A 15260-nucleotide genomic window follows, 5' to 3' on the forward strand; every position below is an offset into this window, starting at 1 on the left:
CTCAGCAACCGCTCGTTCAGGGCCTGGTGTAGGACGCCAGGTCCTGAACGGCGCTGAACCCCACCCCGTACGCGCTGACCCCGCGTCCGTAGGCGCCCAGCAGCACGCCCGGTGCCTCGCCGGCCAGCACCCAGCCGTACTCGGACTCGCGGTAGCGGAAGGGCTGCGGCAGGCCGTTGACGGGCAGCGTGAGCGGGGACCAGCCGGCGCCGCCGAGGTCGTCGGCCAGGTCCCAGGCGAGCGCGGTCTGCTGGTCGAGCCACTCCTGGCGGCGGCCGCGGGCCAGCTGGCCCGGCCAGGTGACGGTGAGCAGGCCGGAGCCGGCCAGCCAGGCGGCCGAGGAGGCCGAGGTGGCCTCCAGCACGCCGGTGCCGTCCGCGCTGCGCCGGCCGGGGCGGCGGGCCACCGTGACCACCACGGCGAACCGGCGCGGGCCGGGGGCCTCGGGCTGCTTGGGCGGCTGCTCGCCGTGGCCCAGCGAGCCGTAGTCGATGCTGCGCGGCACGCCGGCGCGGTGACCGCCCGCACCGGCCTGGAGCAGCCAGCGCCGCCCGGTCCAGCCCTCGTCCAGGCCGTACCAGGGGAAGTCGGCGGCCTGGTACGGCGCCAGCGGGTCGGTGGGCTCGGCGGTCCGCCGACCCGGTACCTCCGCCGCCGCCTTGGCGGTGGCCGTTCCCACCGCGCGACTGCTCGTAGCGTCCAATCCGGGCCTCCTTGGCAACCTGTCGGGCACTCAGCACAATAGCGGCGCCGAACGGCGACACCCCGTCCGGCGAGGAGCGGGGCGGGGTGTCGTCATCGTGGCGGACTAGGGTCTGTCTGACAATTCGCGTCGCGCGCCCGACGGGAATTGTCAGACAGACCCTGGCGGCGGGGTCGGTACCGGCATGTCGGCGGAGCCTCAGGTGGCGTCCAGGTCGTACGGCGGGCGCTCGCCGGCGCCCAGCGGCGGACCGGCGTCGGCGGTCTTCAGCATGTTGATCCCGCCCGCGGCCGCGGCGGTCTTGCTGGTGGCGACCGTGCTGGCCGGCTTGTCGTCGAGCACCGACTTGAGGTCCAGGCCCTCGCGCAGGTCCTTCAGACCCAGCGGGTCGTCCTCGCCACCCATCAGGTTCTTGCGCACGAAGGTCTTCGGGTTGAGGTCCTCGAACTCGAAGTCCTTGAACTCCGGGCCCAGTTCGCTGCGGATGTCCGCCTTGGCGCTGTCGGCGAAGGCCCGAACCTTGCGGATGAAACCGGTCGCGTCCTGGATGAGCTTCGGCAACTTGTCCGGCCCGAAGATCACGATGGCCATGATGACCAGGGTGATCAGCTCGAGTGGGCCTATGTCGAAGAACACGTGAACTCCCAGCTGCTGGCGGACGATCCCGGTTCGGCCCGCGACACCGGCTCACTACAGCGTAATGGCCACCAGCGGGTCCTCGGCCCACGGACCGAAGAATCCGTGGTAAAGACCCGCTGGTGGCCCTGTCATGCAGGCCCGCCCTGGTTCACGGCAGCATGACGTGCCCGTGGATCACCGGGTTGACGGCCCGCGCCGTCGGCCCGGGCGTCAACAGGTCGAAGGAGTGGCCGCCGGGCGCGCCGAGCGGCAGGTCCACCGTCAGCGGACCGCTCAGCGGAGCCGCCGGCACCCCGCCGGGCACCTGCGGGGTGACCGCCGTGCCGTGCTGGTCGTCGGCCGGGTTCGGACTGTCGCCCGCGACGGCGGCCAGGCCCAGGCTGCCGAAGCCGCCGAGCGCCACCGCCGCCACCGAGAACGCGCCGGCCGCCGCGACCACCAGCCGTCGACCGCGCGGCTGGCCGCCGGGGCCCGAGCGGGGCAGCGACACCGCGGGTCGCTGGCGCTCGGCGGTGCCGTCCGACCGGGCCGAGCCGCGTCGACCGGTCCACGGCCGCGGCTCGGATCCGTGGCCGGACCGCGGGTCGAGGCCCGGCAGCGGAGTGTCGGCGCCCAGCGCGCCGCCGCCGAACGAGGCACCCGCGCCGCGCCCGAAGGTGCCACCGGTCAGCCGGCTGCCGCCCAGGGTGGGCAAACCCGGCAGGCCCGGCAGGCCGGTCAGGCCCGCGCCGCCACCGGGACGGCCCGGCCCGCCGTCGAGGTCGTCGGGCTGCGCCGCGACCGCCAGCAGCCGGGCCATCAGCAGCCCCGACGGCCCGGGCGGCTCGGTGGTGGTGAGCCGGTGCTTGACCGAGCGGGCCTCCTCGGCCTCGCTCAGGCACTGCGGGCAGGTGGCCAGGTGCGCCTGGACCCGCTCGCGGTCGTCATGGCCGAGCTCGCCGTCCAGGTAGGCGGTCAACCGCTCGCCGAGGTGGTGCTCCTCCACCGCGGACGGCTCGCTCTGGCGCACGGCGATCGGCCGCAGCACGGGGACCTCCTGACGGGTGCTCTCCTGCCGCATCTGATCCTGCCGGGCGGGCGCCGGGCGCCGGGCGCCGGACCGGCCTGCGCCGCTCACGATCGCCTCCGCCCGCTCCCGCCCGCACCGGCCTCGGCGGCGCTCGCGACGGCGATCGCCGGCTCCGGCTGCTCCGAGCCGCCGCGCCGGACGCGACCGGGCGCGGCGCCCGGTGCCCGGTGCTTGAGCGCGGCGCGCAGGTGCGAGCGGCCGCGGTGGATCCGGCTGCGCACGGTGCCGAGCTTGACGCCCAGGGTGGCGGCGATCTCCTCGTAGGAGAGGCCCTCGATGTCGCAGAGCACCACGGCGGCCCGGAACTCCGGGGCCAGGGTGTCCAGCGCCTGCTGCACGTCGGCGTCGAAGTGGGTGTCGCTGAAGGCCTGGGCCGGGCTGGGCTCGCGGCTGGGCAGCCGCTCGGCGGCGTCCTCGGCCAGTGCGTCGAAGCGGATCCGCTGCCGACGGCGGACCATGTCCAGGAACAGGTTGGTGGTGATCCGGTGCAGCCAGCCCTCGAAGGTGCCGGGGGTGTAGGTGGAGAGCGAGCGGAAGACCCGGACGAAGACCTCCTGGGTGAGGTCCTCGGCGTCGTGCTGATTGCCCGTCAGGCGGTAGGCCAGCCGGTAGACCCGGGCGCTGTGCGCCTCGACGATCTCCTCCCAGCTGGGCGGGGTCCAACCCTGCGCGTCGGCCCCGTCGGTGAAGGTCGCGAGCGCGGCGGGGGCCGAGGACTCGGCGGTGGTGCCGTCGAACGACTGGTCCAGGGGGGTGTGCGCAGACTGGTTCATCACGGGCTTCGGCGTACGGGCCGACGAGGTGCCGCGGAGATGCCGCCGCACAGGGACGTCGCCCTCGGCCACACCTCCTCGGTTGGCTCTTCTGCCCAGCAGGGCCACCACCATATCCACCTCACCCGTCAGTTCTGGATAAAAGTGTGCTCATCCATCCGACCGCATGGCGTGCGGCCCGCCGCGCCCCTCGTCACCGGCGCCGTGCTGGGCCCACACTGGACCCACACCGGGTCCGCGGGCAGTCCCGTCGAGGCAGTCCCATCGACGCGGCCGAGACGCTCTCTGCCCGGTCCAACGGCCCGCCGCCGGACGCGGTTCCCACCCGGCCAGTAATCTGTCGCAGGAAATATCGACATCCTGCAGCGCCCCTACTCCCCAGGACCAGATCATCGACTTCGGGCCCGCGGCTGCGACCCTCGCCGACACGTACGTCGGCGAGGACGCCGTGCTGACCTACGCCAGGGCCCAGGCGGCCCGCACCGGGGTCCGGGCGATCGGCCCGAGCGGCGGGGCCTGCCTACGGCTGCTGGCGGCCGCGCTGGGCGCCAAGGCGGTGGCCGAGATCGGCACCGGCACCGGGGTGTCCGGCGTCTACCTGCTGCGCGGGATGCGCCCGGACGGCATCCTGACCACCGTCGACCCGGAGCCGATCCGCCAGGAGTTCGCCCGCGAGGCCTACCTGGCGGCGGGCTTCGCGGCCGGCCGGACCCGGTTCATACCCGGCCGCGCACTGGAGGTGCTGCCGCGGCTCGCCGACGGCCAGTACGACCTGGTGTTCTGCGACGGCGATCCGGCCGAGTCGCGGGCCTATCTCGCAGAATCGTTGCGCCTGCTGAGACCCGGCGGGGTGGTCTGCTTCGAAGGGGTGTTCCAGCAGGGCCGGCTGACCGATCCCGCGCTGGACGACCCGGCCACCGGCGCGATGCGCGAACTGGTGCAGGCGGTGCGGGAGAGCAAGCAGCTCCTGCCCGCGCTGCTGCCGGTCAGCGACGGGCTGCTCTGCGCGGTCAAGCGCTGAGCGTCCCGGCAGCTGGGCGTCCCGGCACCCGACCGTCCTGCAAGCGACCGCTCGGCAGCCGGCAGGCCCGGCCGCCGGTCCGCACGGGCACGTCGGCGGGGCCCGGTTCCGCTGGTTCGCACCAGTGGCTCCGGGCCCCGTGGGGCGCGCTGCGCGCGCAAAGCGCGAGAGTCAGCCGCAGGCCTGCTTCAGGGCCTCACCCAGGGCGTTCGCCTCGTCCGGAGTGAGCTCCACCACCAGGCGACCGCCGCCTTCGAGCGGAACTCGCATGATGATGCCCCGCCCCTCTTTGGTGACCTCGAGCGGGCCGTCACCCGTCCGCGGCTTCATGGCCGCCATGCTCGTTCCCCTTCCTGCAACCGCTCAGCTACGTACCAGCAGTCCGTCCACCGCCGGTATCGAACGCATTGATCGGAAGCCATTATCCCGCATTCGGCGCCCCGATGACCAACATCACTCTTTACGCACCAGGGAGCACACCATCACAGAGGGGCTGATTCCGCCTCAGATCCCCCCTCGCCCGACCGGGCGAAGACTCATCAGTTGCCGGGCCAGGCCTGCCCGAGCCCGCTACCATCCGGGCGACCGGGGCCCTGCGGGCGGTCGAGCGACCGGACGCACGCAAGGGGCCGTAAAGGTGCGCTACCTCACACTCCCGCCGACCGGCGGGCTCCGGCATGCTGACTCAGGTCCGCGGTGTTACCGATCGGTTGGGAGCCCCACACATGTCCGACTCCGTCCTGTACGAGCTCGACGGCCCGCTGGCCGTCATCACCATCAACCGTCCGGAGGCGATGAACGCGCTGGACGTCCCGACCAAGGTGGCGCTGCGCGACACCGTGACCGAGGCGGCGGCGGACCCGGCGGTGCGCGCGGTGCTGCTGACCGGCGCGGGCGACAAGGCGTTCTGCGTCGGCCAGGACCTCAAGGAGCACCTCGGGCTGCTCAAGCGGGCCGACGAGACGGGCGAGCCGCCGCTGAAGACGGTCGCCGAGCACTACAACCCGCTGGTGCGGGCGCTGGCCGGGATGCGCAAGCCGACGGTGGCCGCGGTCGGCGGGGTGGCGGCCGGCGCCGGGGCCTCGCTCGCCTTCGCCTGCGACTTCCGGATCGTCGCCGAGACGGCCGGGTTCAACACCTCCTTCGCGGGCGTGGCACTGACCACCGACTCGGGCGCGTCGTGGACGCTGCCCCGGCTGGTCGGCCACGCCAGGGCCACCGAGCTGCTGATGTTCCCGCGCACCGTCAAGGCCGCCGAGGCGCTCACCCTGGGCCTTGCCACCCGGGTCGTCCCGTCCGCCGAACTCGCCGCCACCGCGCGCGAGTTCGCCCTGCGACTGGCGAACGGGCCGACCGTGGCGTACGGCGCGATCAAGGCCGCGCTGGACTTCGGCGCCGCGCACTCGCTGAGCGAGACGCTGGACAAGGAGGACGAGTTGCAGACCCTGGCCGGGGCCAGCGAGGACCACCGGATCGCGGTGGCCGCCTTCCTGGCCAAGGAGACGCCGAAGTACGTCGGCCGCTAGCCCGACCGGCAGCTCGACCGGCTGACGGTGGGTCAGCGGGCGTGGCAGTCGGCCAGGTGGTCGTTGACCAGCCCGCAGGCCTGCATCAGCGCGTAGGCGGTGGTCGGGCCGACGAACCGGAAGCCGTGCCGCTTGAGCTCCTTGGCCAGCGCCGTGGACTCCGGCGTGATCGCCGGCACCTCGCCCAGGGTCCGCGGCGCGGGCCGGGCCGGATCACCGGCGAACCGCCAGATCAGCGCGTCCAGGCCGCCGTCCAGGTCCTGGGCGGCGCGGGCGTTGGCGACGGCCGCGGCGATCTTCAGCCGATTGCGGATGATCCCGGCGTCCGCCAGCAGCCTGGCCTCGTCCGCCTCGGTGAAGGCCGCCACCTCGGCGATCCGGAAGCCCGCGAAGGCGGCCCGGAAGCCCTCCCGGCGGCGCAGGATGGTGATCCAGGACAGGCCCGACTGGAACGCCTCCAGGCAGACCCGTTCGAACAGGGCGTCGTCGCCGTGCACCGGCTTGCCCCACTCGGTGTCGTGGTAGACCCGGTAGTCGTCGGTCGACTCGCCCCAGGGGCAGCGCAGCAGGCCGTCCGGGCCGGGCTGGAGGATCGTCACTCCTGCTCCGCGCGTCCGGGCGTGTCCGCGCGGTCGGCGCCGTGCGCGTGGGCGGCGCCGTGCTCGACCACCGTGGCCCCCTCGGCCGCCGCGCCGGGCTCGGCGCCCTCCCGCACCGCCACCGCGGCCTCCAGCTCGGCGATCCGCGAGTCGCGGTACGCGAGCTCGGCGCCGAGCCGGTCCAGCACGTCGTCCACCTGGTCCATCCGGTAGCCGCGCACCGCCATCGGCAGCCGGATCTCGTCGACGTCCTGCCGGCTCAGCGGACGCTCCTGCGGCAGCCTGCCGGCGATCCGGTCGTGCACGGCCTCCGGCAGCGCACCGCCGCCGCCCAGCGCCACCAGCGCGGCACCGCCGACCACCACGGCCATCGCCACCACGATCACCCAGAACACGAGCTGTCCTCCCGACACGTGAGTATGCGGCCGAGTGAGGGATCATGGTCCCTGGGAAGGCCGGGGCCCCATCATCGCACCAGGGTCCCCCTGGATCGATACCGGCGAGACCCGCGATACCCGCCTGTGATGACTGGAGGAGCGAGGGTGGCACTGCGCCTGGGACCGCGTGAGTTCGGCGCGGAGGAACTGGTCATCATGGCCATCGTCAACCGCACCCCGGACTCCTTCTTCGACCGCGGCGCCACGTTCGCCGACGAGGCCGCCTTCGCCGCCGCCGACCGGGCGATGGCCGAGGGCGCGGCGATCCTGGACATCGGCGGGGTCAAGGCCGGGCCCGGCGAGGAGGTGACGGTCGAGGAGGAGCTGCGGCGCACCGTGCCGTTCGTCGCCGAGCTGCGCAAGCGCCACCCCGAGGCCGTGATCAGCGTGGACACCTGGCGGCACGAGGTGGGCGAGGCGGTCTGCGAGGCCGGCGCCGACCTGCTGAACGACGCCTGGGGCGGGGTCGACCCCGAGCTCGCCGCAGTGGCCGCCCGCTTCGACGTGGGCCTGGTCTGCACCCACGCCGGCGGCGCCGAGCCGCGCACTCGGCCGCACCGGGTCGGCTACCAGGACGTGATGGCGGACATCCTGCGGGTCACCGTCCAGCTGGCCGAGCGGGCCGCCGCGCTCGGGGTGCGACGGGACGCGCTGATCATCGACCCCGGGCACGACTTCGGCAAGAACACCCGGCACTCGCTGGAGGCGACCCGGCGGCTGCCGGAGATGACCGCCACCGGGTTCCCGGTGCTGGTCTCGCTCTCCAACAAGGACTTCGTCGGCGAGACCCTGGACCAGCCGGTCGACCGGCGGCTGCTCGGCACCCTGGCCACCACCGCCGTCTCCGCCTGGCTGGGCGCCCGGATCTACCGGGTGCACCAGGTGGCCGAGACCCGGCAGGTGCTGGACATGGTCGCCTCGATCCAGGGCACCCGTCCCCCGGCGGTGGCCCGCCGGGGGCTGATGTGACGCACCCGACCGGCCGGGCCCGACGCCCGCTCAGATCTCCCCGTTGGGCCGGCGGGACTCGGCGAGGATCTTCAGCACCTCGTCGATCTCGTCGGTGACGTGGAACAGGTCCAGGTCGGCCGCCGAGGCCTTGCCCTGCGCCACCAGGGTGTCCCGCAGCCAGGCGACCAGGCCGCTCCAGTAGGCGCTGCCGAAGAGGATCACCGGGAACCGGGTGACCTTCTTCGTCTGCACCAGGGTCAGCGCCTCGAACAGCTCGTCCAGCGTGCCCAGGCCCCCGGGCAGCACCACGAAGCCCTGCGCGTACTTCACGAACATCGTCTTGCGGACGAAGAAGTAGCGGAAGTTCAGGCCGAGGTCGACGTACTCGTTGAGCCCCTGCTCGAACGGCAGCTCGATGCCGAGACCGACGCTGAGACCGCCCGCCTCCGAGGCGCCGCGGTTGGCGGCCTCCATCGCGCCGGGGCCGCCGCCGGTGATCACCGCGAAGCCGGCCTCGGCCAGCGCCCGCCCGATCGCCACCCCGGACGCGTACTCGGCCGAGTCGACCGGCGTCCGGGCCGAGCCGAAGACACTGACCGCCGCCGGGAGTTCGGCGAGCGCGCCGAAGCCCTCGACGAACTCCGAGGTGATCCGCCAGACCCGCCAGGGGTCGGTGTGCAGCCAGTCGGTCGGTCCGGTGGTGTCCAGCAGGCGCTGGTCGGTGGTGCCCGGCTCGACCTGGTCCCGGCGCAGCAGCACCGGGCCCTTGCGCCGCTCCGGCCAGGTCCTCTTCGGCGGCTGCGCCCCCGCGGGGGTCGGCTCCACCAGCTCCGGGCCGTGCCCGAAGCTCCGTTCGTCTGCGCCGTCCTGCGCTGATGTCCCTGTCATGACGAAACTCTACGCCCGGCCCGGGTTCCTGACGGGGAACCTTTGGCAGGCGGGCAGCTGACGGGACGGCGACGCCTTGTTCACCTCCCGCTCGGTTCGGCGCCCGCCCACCGCGTCACGCGCCGCCGGTGAGCCAGGCGCGCAGCTTGCGCTCGACGTCGGCGATCGCCGCCAGCGAGACGTGCTCGTCCCGCTTGTGCGCCAGGTTCGGATCACCGGGGCCGTAGTTGACGGCGGGCACGCCGAGCGCGCTGAACCGCGCCACGTCGGTCCAGCCGAACTTGGCCCGGGCCTCGCCCCCGGTGGCGGCCAGGAAGGCCTGGGCGGCCGGCTGGGAGAGGCCGGGCAGCGCGGCGGGCGAGATGTCCACCACCTCCAGCGCGAAGCCCGCGAAGACCTCGCGCAGGTGTGCCTCGGCCTCGGCCACGGTGCGGTCCGGCGCGAACCGGAAGTTGACGGTCACCACGCACTCGTCGGGGATCACGTTGCCGGCCACGCCGCCGGTGATGCCGACCGCGTTGAGGCCCTCGCGGTACTCCAGGCCGTCGATCTCCACCCGGCGCGCCTGGTAGGCGGCGAGCCGGCCGAGCACCTCGGCGGCGTGGTGGATGGCGTTCTCGCCGTTCCAGCTGCGGGCCGAGTGGGCCCGGACCCCGGTCAGCATGACCTTGACCCGCAGGCTGCCCTGGCAGCCGCCCTCGACCATCGCGCCGCTCGGCTCCATCAGCACCGCGAAGTCGGCGGCCAGCCAGTCGGGATGCCGGGTCACCAGGTGGCCCAGGCCGTTGCGCACCGCGTCGACCTCCTCGCAGTCGTAGAAGACGAAGGTGAGGTCGCGGTTGGGCTCGGGCAGCGTGGCGGCCAGCCGGAGCTGGACGGCCACCCCGGACTTCATGTCCGCGGTGCCGCAGCCCCAGAGCAGGTCGCCGTCCAGGCGCGAGGGCACGTTGTCGGCGATCGGCACGGTGTCCAGGTGGCCGGCCAGCACCACCCGCTCGGCCCGGCCCAGCCGGGTGCGGGCCACCACGTTGTTGCCGTACCGGTCGACGGTCAGGTGCGGCAGCGTGCGCAGCGCGGCCTCGACGGCGTCGGCGAGCGCCCGCTCGTCACCGCTGACCGAGGGGAAGTCGACCAGTTGGGCGGTGAGCGCACCCCCGTCCAGCGTCAGGTCGAGGGCGGTCGGGACACTGGTTTCGGACAGGCTGCTCATGGTCGGCAAGCCTAGATCCTGTCCGGTCGATCCTGTCGGCTGCGACACCACCGGCTGACGCCGCGGGGTGCGTGGCGGGGGCTGCTGCGGCACGCACCCCGCGGCGTGCGTGGCGGGGGCTGCTGCGGCACGCGCCGCGGGTCGAGACGGTGGCACGGTGCAACCGCTGCGGACCGCACATTCGTCCGCACTGGTGGTGACTGAGTACGGTGTGCCAGGACAACGCGAGGCGAGAGGGGCCACGGTGGCCATCGAGGAGGACACGGCCCATGGCGGTCGGCGTCGGCGGCGACCGCTGCGCTGGGTGCTGACGGCGCTGCTGCTGGTGGGCGCGGTGATCGCGGGCCTGGTGCTGTGGAACCGGAACCACAACGCGCTGGCGGCCGAACAGTGCACGGTCACACCGGCGGGCGGCCAGCCGCTCTCGATGGACCTGGACCAGGGCTCGAACGCGGCGACCATCGCCGCCGTGACGATCTCCCGCGGCCTGCCGGAGCGGGCGCTGACCATCGCGCTGGCCACCGGGCTGCAGGAGTCCAAGCTGCGCAACCTGGCGGGCGGTGACCGCGATTCGGTCGGCCTCTTCCAGCAGCGGCCGTCCCAGGGCTGGGGCACCGAGCAGCAGATCCTCGACCCGGTGTACTCGACCAACAAGTTCCTGGACGCGCTGGTGAAGGTGCCCGGCTACGCCCGGCTGCCGCTCACCGAGGCGGCCCAGGACGTGCAGAAGAGCGGCTACCCCGGCGCCTACGCCAGGCACGAGGCGGACGCCACCGCGCTGGCCGAGGCGCTGACCGGCCGGGCGCCGGCCGCGTTCAGCTGCACGGTGCACGAGTTCGCCCAGCCGCTGACGGCCGACAACAGCGACTCCTCGCCCGGCCCCACGGCCGGCGCGACGTCGTCGACCTCCGACGCGGCGCGGCAGCTGACCGACCGGGTGCGCCGCGAGTTCGGCCAGGCCGTCAGCGCGGCTCCGAGCGCCGGGAACGGCACCCCCGGTACGGCGCTGGCCCTGACTCCCAACCAGTCGGCCAACACCGACTCCGGCCCGGCCGCGCAGACGCAGAGCGGCTGGGCGGTGGCGCAGTGGGCGGTGGCGCACGCCCAGGAGCTGGGCATCGGCAGCGTGGCCTACGACGGCAAGGGCTGGCGGATCGACCGCTCGGCCTCCGGCTGGCAGGCCCAGAGCACCGCGAGCTCGACGAACCAGGTGCTGGTCACGCTCGGGATGCCCACCGCCAAGAAGTGAGCTGTCAAGCGCTCGTCAGCCAGAGTTGACGAATGCTCAGCCGAGTGCCCCTCCGACGGGTGAATCTGGTCACGCCACCTTGACGCATCCAAGGAGGTGGCGACACCCGCCACGACGGCCGCCGGGCCCATCGTCACGCGCCACACCGAGCTGGTCAGGCAAGGGCAGTGACGTTTCTTCGGTCGGGTCCGGCAGCGTCGTCGCGAGCAGGGCGGCAGAAAAGCGATCATGCGATCTTTAGTCGCTCTTTACGCTCCGCCGCCGAAACCTTCTCGCTCCTCAAGCGGTAATCACGGCGTCCGCCCGGCGGACCTGTCGTGTCGTCACTTCTTAGGAGCACCATGTCCCTCCCCCTCACGCGCCGGATCGCCCAGGCCGCACTGCTCGTCGCGGCCGGAGCGACCCCGCTGGTCGCCGCCGGGTCGGCGTCCGCCGCCGACCTGGTGCCGCACGGCACCGACCTCGGCAAGGGGATCAGCAGGCTGGACGGCGTCACCGCGAACTCGAACCTGAAGGGCGAGGCACACCAGCTGGGCCAAGCGCTGGGCACCACCGGCGCGGTGGTGAGCGGGACGGCGCTGCCAGCCGCCACCGACGCCGCGGCCACGGCCGCCAGCGACAAGCTGCCGGACAGCGGCCGGCTGCTGGACCCGCTGGGCCACCACGACGGCGCCACCACGGCCGCCGACGGCCCGCTGACCGATCTGGCCGGCAAGCTCTCCACCCTGGCGCCGCTGACCGGCGGCGCGCTGCCGGGTGGCGCGCCGCGCGCGATGCCGGCCACGTCCTCGATGCCCGGCCTGCCCTCCTCGCCGCTCTCCGGCGTCGGCTCGCTGCCCGCCCCGCCCACCGTGAGCGGGGTGGACAAGGTGGTGAACGCCGACACGCTGAACAACCCGATCGCCGCCGCCAGTCACCTGGCGGGGCAGATTCCGGCCACCAGCAGCCTGGCCGGCTCGCTGCCGAGCGAGGACCGGGTGGCCTCCGCGCTGCCCGCCACCGGCCGGCTGGCGGACTCGCTGCCCGCGACCGGCAACACCCTCGGCTCGGTGCCGCTGGTCGACCAGCTGGGCGGCCAGCTGCCCGTCGCCCAGCAGTTGGGCACGCTGCCGGGCGCCGACCACCTGACCCACGGGATGCCGAACAGCGGTGACCTGATGCACCCGACCCAGGCCGCCGACGCGCTGCACTTGCAGGAGCTGACCGGCCAGGCCGGCGAGAGCACCCACCGGCTGGGCGGGATCCCGGACCTGGGCGCCGTGACCAACCTGCTGGGCGGGCTGGGCGGCACCACGCAGCACCTGCCCACGGTGAACTGACCCCGGGCGTACGCCGGGACATTCGCTGGAAAGCAGAGAGCGGATGACGGCTGACAGAGTCTGATATCTGTCAGCCGTCATCCGCTCTCGCGTTTCTGCCAGCCCACTGACGTTAGTGGGACGACGGCTGCGGGATGACGTCATCCCGCTGACGTCAGCGCGACACCGCCGGCCCATTGCCGACGGCCCACGCCCGTCAGCCCCCCAGCCGCCGCACCGCCGCCGCGACCCGCTCGTCCGTCGCCGTGAAGGCGACCCGGACGAACCGCTCGCCGGCCGGCCCGTAGAAGTCCCCGGGCGCCACCAGGATGCCCAGCTCGGCCAGGTGCCGCACGGTCTCCCAGCACGGCTCGTCCCGGGTGGCCCACAGGTAGAGGCTGGCCTCGGAGTGCTCGATCCGGAAGCCGTGCCCCTCCAGCGCCGCACGCAGCGCCGCACGCCGCGCCGCGTACCGGGCCCGCTGCTCCGCCACGTGCGCGTCGTCGCCGAGCGCCGCGATGGTGGCCGCCTGCACGGGCGCCGGCACGATCATGCCGCCGTGCTTGCGGATCTCCAGCAACTCCCGCACCACCACCGGGTCGCCCGCCACGAAGGAGGCGCGGTAACCGGCCAGGTTGGAACGCTTGGAGAGCGAGTGCACGGCCAGCAGCCCCTCGTGCGAGCCGCCGCAGACATCGGCGCGCAGCACCGAGACCGGCTCCGCCTCCCAGCCCAGCTCCAGGTAGCACTCGTCACTGACCAGCAGCACCCGGTGCTCCCGGGCCCAGGCCACGGTCCGCCGCAACCGATCGGCCGTCAGCACCCGACCGGTCGGGTTGGACGGCGAGTTCAGCCAGAGCAGCCGAACCCGCGCGGGGTCCAGCTCCGCGACGTCCTCGTACTCGACCGCTTCGGCGCCGCAGAGCCGGGCGCCGACCTCGTAGGTCGGGTAGGCGAGCCGCGGGTAGGCCACCTGGTCACCGGGGCCCAGGCCGAGCTGCCCGGGCAGCCAGGCCACCAGCTCCTTGGAGCCGATGGTCGGCAGCACCGCGGTCGGCTCGACCTCGGCGCCGCAGCGCCGCCGCAGCCAGTCGGCGATCGCCGCGCGCAGCTCCAGCGGCCCCCAGACGGTCGGGTAGCCGGGGGTGTCGGTCGAGGCCGCCAGCGCCTTCTGGATCAGCTCCGGGACCGGGTCCACCGGCGTGCCCACGGAGAAGTCGCACAGCCCGTCCGGGTGGGCCAGCGCCGTCGCCTTGTAGGGCTCCAGCTTGTCCCAGGGGAAGACCGGCAACAGATCGGATACGCGGCGCGCCGCCCCCGGGTGACCCGGAAACGGCGCGCGCGGTTCGTTGGTGCTCACTGGCTCAGTGCTCGTCCTGGTTCTGCGGCGGCAGGGCGGCGATGAAGGGGTGGTCCCGCTCGATCAGGCCGAGCTTGGAGGCACCACCGGGCGAACCGAGGTCGTCGAAGAACTCGACGTTCGCCTTGTAGTAGTCCTTCCACTCCTCCGGGGTGTCGTCCTCGTAGAAGATCGCCTCGACGGGGCAGACCGGCTCACAGGCGCCACAGTCGACACACTCATCCGGATGGATGTAGAGCGAGCGCTCGCCCTCGTAGATGCAGTCAACCGGGCACTCTTCGATGCACGCCTTGTCCTTGACGTCGACACAAGGCTGCGCGATGACGTAGGTCACGCTGTCGTTCCTCCTCGGTTGGGCCGGTGCCCAAACTATCTTCTTGCGTGCGCGGGTGAGCGCGGCGTCGTCGATGCCCGCCCCTAGTATCGCGGGTCAGAGACCACAAATGCACCGGAGGTCAGCTTGAGCGGCACCCCGATTCCGGTCGGCGCCAAACCCGAGGTCCGGATAGACCCCTCTGACGTGGGACGACGCGTCTCCGTACGGCGGATCGAGGCGGCCGTCGACCCGGCCACCGGGCGGGCGTCGTTCCGCGATGTGATCGGTGTGCTCACTTCGTGGAACGATCATGAGCTGATCGTAGTCGCCAGGGACCGCTCCGAAACGCGGATTCCGGTCAATCGCTTGGTCGCCGGCAAGGTGGTCCCGCTCTTCCCCGCCAGGACCGTGCCGCTGCCCGCGGTCGACCCCGTCGAACTGCAGCGGATCGCCGCCCGCGGCTGGCCCGCCGTCGAGCAGCAGCCGCTCGGCGAGTGGACGCTGCGGGCCTCGGCCGGCTTCACCCGCCGGGCCAACTCGGTGCAGGCGCTCGGCGACCCGGGCCTGCCGCTGCCGCAGGCCCTGGACCGGGTCCGGGCCTGGTACGCCGAGCGCGCGCTGCCCGCCTGGGTCGAGGTGACCGTGCCCGGCTCGCCGGCCGGACTGACCGAGCAGCTGGACCTGCTCGGCGCCAGGTACTCCCCCACCCAGGTGCGCACCGCGTCGCCGGCCGCGCTGGTCGAGGCGGGCCGCGGCGGCGCTGCCGACCGGGTGCGACTGTCCCGCGAGGCGGGCGCCGACTGGCTCTCGGTCTACCGGCGGGCGAGCGGCGATCCGGCCCAGGACCGGGCCGCCCGCCAGGTGCTGCACGGCGGCCCCTCGGTCTGGTTCGCGACCGTGCCCGACCCGCACGGCCCGGCGCCGCTCGCGATCGGACGGTGCGTCATCGACGGTCCGTGGGCCTGTTTCGGGGCCGTCGAGGTGCGCCCCGAGGCACGCCGGCAGGGCCTGGCGACGGCCGTGATGGCAGCGCTGGCGGCGCGCGCCGCCGAGGAGGGCGCGCGCGGCGCCTACCTGCAGGTGGAGGCCGAGAACAGCGGTGCGCTCACGCTCTATGACGGACTCGGCTTCACGACCAGTCACACTTACCACTACGCCTGTCTTCCGCAGGCGTACCCGTCCGCGTAGGTTCCCCGCAGACGCCGTTGCCCAGACGGGCTG

Annotated in this window: 17 protein-coding genes; 6 read left to right on the plus strand and 11 right to left on the minus strand. The window is 73.5% G+C overall.

Features of this window, described 5'->3' with window-relative positions:
- Positions 1-16: 16 nt before the first annotated feature.
- The 4 genes from P3T41_RS04095 to sigE all read right to left on the minus strand — a co-directional run bounded on the left by P3T41_RS04095 (position 17) and on the right by sigE (position 3184).
- Positions 17-610, minus strand: coding sequence for a hypothetical protein (locus tag P3T41_RS04095; RefSeq protein WP_280688032.1), 594 nt, complete (start codon positions 608-610; stop codon positions 17-19).
- Between the two features lie 291 nt (positions 611-901).
- Positions 902-1339 (minus strand): sec-independent translocase, encoded by a 438-nt coding sequence (locus P3T41_RS04100; RefSeq protein ID WP_280687699.1) that lies wholly within the window; start codon positions 1337-1339, stop codon positions 902-904.
- A gap of 151 nt (positions 1340-1490) precedes the next feature.
- On the minus strand, positions 1491-2459 hold the full coding sequence (locus tag P3T41_RS04105) for an anti-sigma factor (protein ID WP_280687701.1): 969 nt from the start codon (positions 2457-2459) through the stop codon (positions 1491-1493).
- Positions 2456-3184: an RNA polymerase sigma factor SigE gene (gene sigE, locus P3T41_RS04110; protein WP_280688034.1), complete on the minus strand. Its 729-nt coding sequence runs from the start codon at positions 3182-3184 to the stop codon at positions 2456-2458. Before sigE ends, P3T41_RS04105 begins: the two co-directional genes overlap by 4 nt.
- 388 nt (positions 3185-3572) lie before the next feature.
- Between sigE and P3T41_RS04115 the strand changes: the two genes are divergently transcribed.
- Positions 3573-4205 (plus strand): class I SAM-dependent methyltransferase, encoded by a 633-nt coding sequence (locus P3T41_RS04115; RefSeq protein ID WP_280688036.1) that lies wholly within the window; start codon positions 3573-3575, stop codon positions 4203-4205.
- Positions 4206-4376: 171 nt separating this feature from the next.
- On the opposite strand, the gene P3T41_RS04120 is transcribed toward P3T41_RS04115, so the two are convergent.
- Positions 4377-4544 (minus strand): DUF3117 domain-containing protein, encoded by a 168-nt coding sequence (locus P3T41_RS04120; protein WP_145793043.1) that lies wholly within the window; start codon positions 4542-4544, stop codon positions 4377-4379.
- 386 nt (positions 4545-4930) lie between these two features.
- Between P3T41_RS04120 and P3T41_RS04125 the strand changes: the two genes are divergently transcribed.
- On the plus strand, positions 4931-5731 hold the full coding sequence (locus P3T41_RS04125) for an enoyl-CoA hydratase-related protein (protein WP_280687705.1): 801 nt from the start codon (positions 4931-4933) through the stop codon (positions 5729-5731).
- A 32-nt stretch (positions 5732-5763) separates the two neighbouring features.
- Here P3T41_RS04125 and P3T41_RS04130 read toward each other — a convergent pair whose 3' ends face one another.
- Both P3T41_RS04130 and P3T41_RS04135 read right to left on the minus strand, forming a co-directional pair.
- A complete protein-coding gene (locus P3T41_RS04130; RefSeq protein WP_280687707.1) occupies positions 5764-6330 on the minus strand; it encodes a DNA-3-methyladenine glycosylase I in 567 nt (188 codons plus the stop codon).
- Positions 6327-6725: a DivIVA domain-containing protein gene (locus tag P3T41_RS04135; RefSeq protein ID WP_280687709.1), complete on the minus strand. Its 399-nt coding sequence runs from the start codon at positions 6723-6725 to the stop codon at positions 6327-6329. The genes P3T41_RS04130 and P3T41_RS04135 overlap by 4 nt, the downstream gene beginning before the upstream one ends.
- 129 nt (positions 6726-6854) lie before the next feature.
- Between P3T41_RS04135 and folP the strand changes: the two genes are divergently transcribed.
- The gene (gene folP, locus P3T41_RS04140; RefSeq protein WP_280687710.1) at positions 6855-7736 is read left to right on the plus strand and encodes a dihydropteroate synthase; all 882 of its coding nucleotides are present in this window, start codon (positions 6855-6857) and stop codon (positions 7734-7736) included.
- A gap of 30 nt (positions 7737-7766) precedes the next feature.
- Here the strand turns inward: folP and P3T41_RS04145 are convergent, their stop codons facing one another.
- Positions 7767-8606, minus strand: a complete 840-nt coding sequence (locus P3T41_RS04145) for a TIGR00730 family Rossman fold protein (protein WP_280687712.1) — start codon at positions 8604-8606, stop codon at positions 7767-7769.
- A gap of 115 nt (positions 8607-8721) precedes the next feature.
- Positions 8722-9816 carry a succinyl-diaminopimelate desuccinylase gene (dapE, locus tag P3T41_RS04150; protein ID WP_280687714.1) on the minus strand — a complete coding sequence of 365 codons (1095 nt, stop codon included), beginning with the start codon at positions 9814-9816 and terminating at the stop codon, positions 8722-8724.
- Positions 9817-10060: 244 nt separating this feature from the next.
- On the opposite strand from dapE, the gene P3T41_RS04155 reads away from it, so the two are divergent.
- Both P3T41_RS04155 and P3T41_RS04160 read left to right on the plus strand, forming a co-directional pair.
- Positions 10061-11065, plus strand: coding sequence for a hypothetical protein (locus tag P3T41_RS04155; protein ID WP_280687716.1), 1005 nt, complete (start codon positions 10061-10063; stop codon positions 11063-11065).
- Between the two features lie 341 nt (positions 11066-11406).
- The gene (locus P3T41_RS04160; protein ID WP_280687718.1) at positions 11407-12384 is read left to right on the plus strand and encodes a hypothetical protein; all 978 of its coding nucleotides are present in this window, start codon (positions 11407-11409) and stop codon (positions 12382-12384) included.
- Between the two features lie 196 nt (positions 12385-12580).
- Here the strand turns inward: P3T41_RS04160 and dapC are convergent, their stop codons facing one another.
- Positions 12581-13723 (minus strand): succinyldiaminopimelate transaminase, encoded by a 1143-nt coding sequence (dapC, locus tag P3T41_RS04165; RefSeq protein WP_280687720.1) that lies wholly within the window; start codon positions 13721-13723, stop codon positions 12581-12583.
- Positions 13724-13727: 4 nt separating this feature from the next.
- Positions 13728-14057 carry a ferredoxin gene (gene fdxA, locus P3T41_RS04170; RefSeq protein WP_266294097.1) on the minus strand — a complete coding sequence of 110 codons (330 nt, stop codon included), beginning with the start codon at positions 14055-14057 and terminating at the stop codon, positions 13728-13730.
- A 186-nt stretch (positions 14058-14243) separates the two neighbouring features.
- Between fdxA and P3T41_RS04175 the strand changes: the two genes are divergently transcribed.
- Positions 14244-15227 (plus strand): GNAT family N-acetyltransferase, encoded by a 984-nt coding sequence (locus P3T41_RS04175; RefSeq protein ID WP_280687724.1) that lies wholly within the window; start codon positions 14244-14246, stop codon positions 15225-15227.
- Positions 15228-15260: the final 33 nt, after the last annotated feature.

The sequence above is a fragment of the Kitasatospora sp. GAS204B genome (assembly GCF_029892155.1).
Taxonomy (GTDB): domain Bacteria; phylum Actinomycetota; class Actinomycetes; order Streptomycetales; family Streptomycetaceae; genus Kitasatospora.

Bases quoted from the DNA above. Each gene is read 5' to 3' on its own strand.
- P3T41_RS04160 (WP_280687718.1), top strand. From the start codon at position 11,407: ATGTCCCTCCCCCTCACGCGCCGGATCGCCCAGGCCGCACTGCTCGTC.
- folP (WP_280687710.1), top strand. From the start codon at position 6,855: ATGACTGGAGGAGCGAGGGTGGCACTGCGCCTGGGACCGCGTGAGTTC.
- sigE (WP_280688034.1), bottom strand. From the start codon at position 3,184: ATGAACCAGTCTGCGCACACCCCCCTGGACCAGTCGTTCGACGGCACC.
- dapE (WP_280687714.1), bottom strand. From the start codon at position 9,816: ATGAGCAGCCTGTCCGAAACCAGTGTCCCGACCGCCCTCGACCTGACG.
- P3T41_RS04125 (WP_280687705.1), top strand. From the start codon at position 4,931: ATGTCCGACTCCGTCCTGTACGAGCTCGACGGCCCGCTGGCCGTCATC.
- P3T41_RS04145 (WP_280687712.1), bottom strand. From the start codon at position 8,606: ATGACAGGGACATCAGCGCAGGACGGCGCAGACGAACGGAGCTTCGGG.
- P3T41_RS04120 (WP_145793043.1), bottom strand. From the start codon at position 4,544: ATGGCGGCCATGAAGCCGCGGACGGGTGACGGCCCGCTCGAGGTCACC.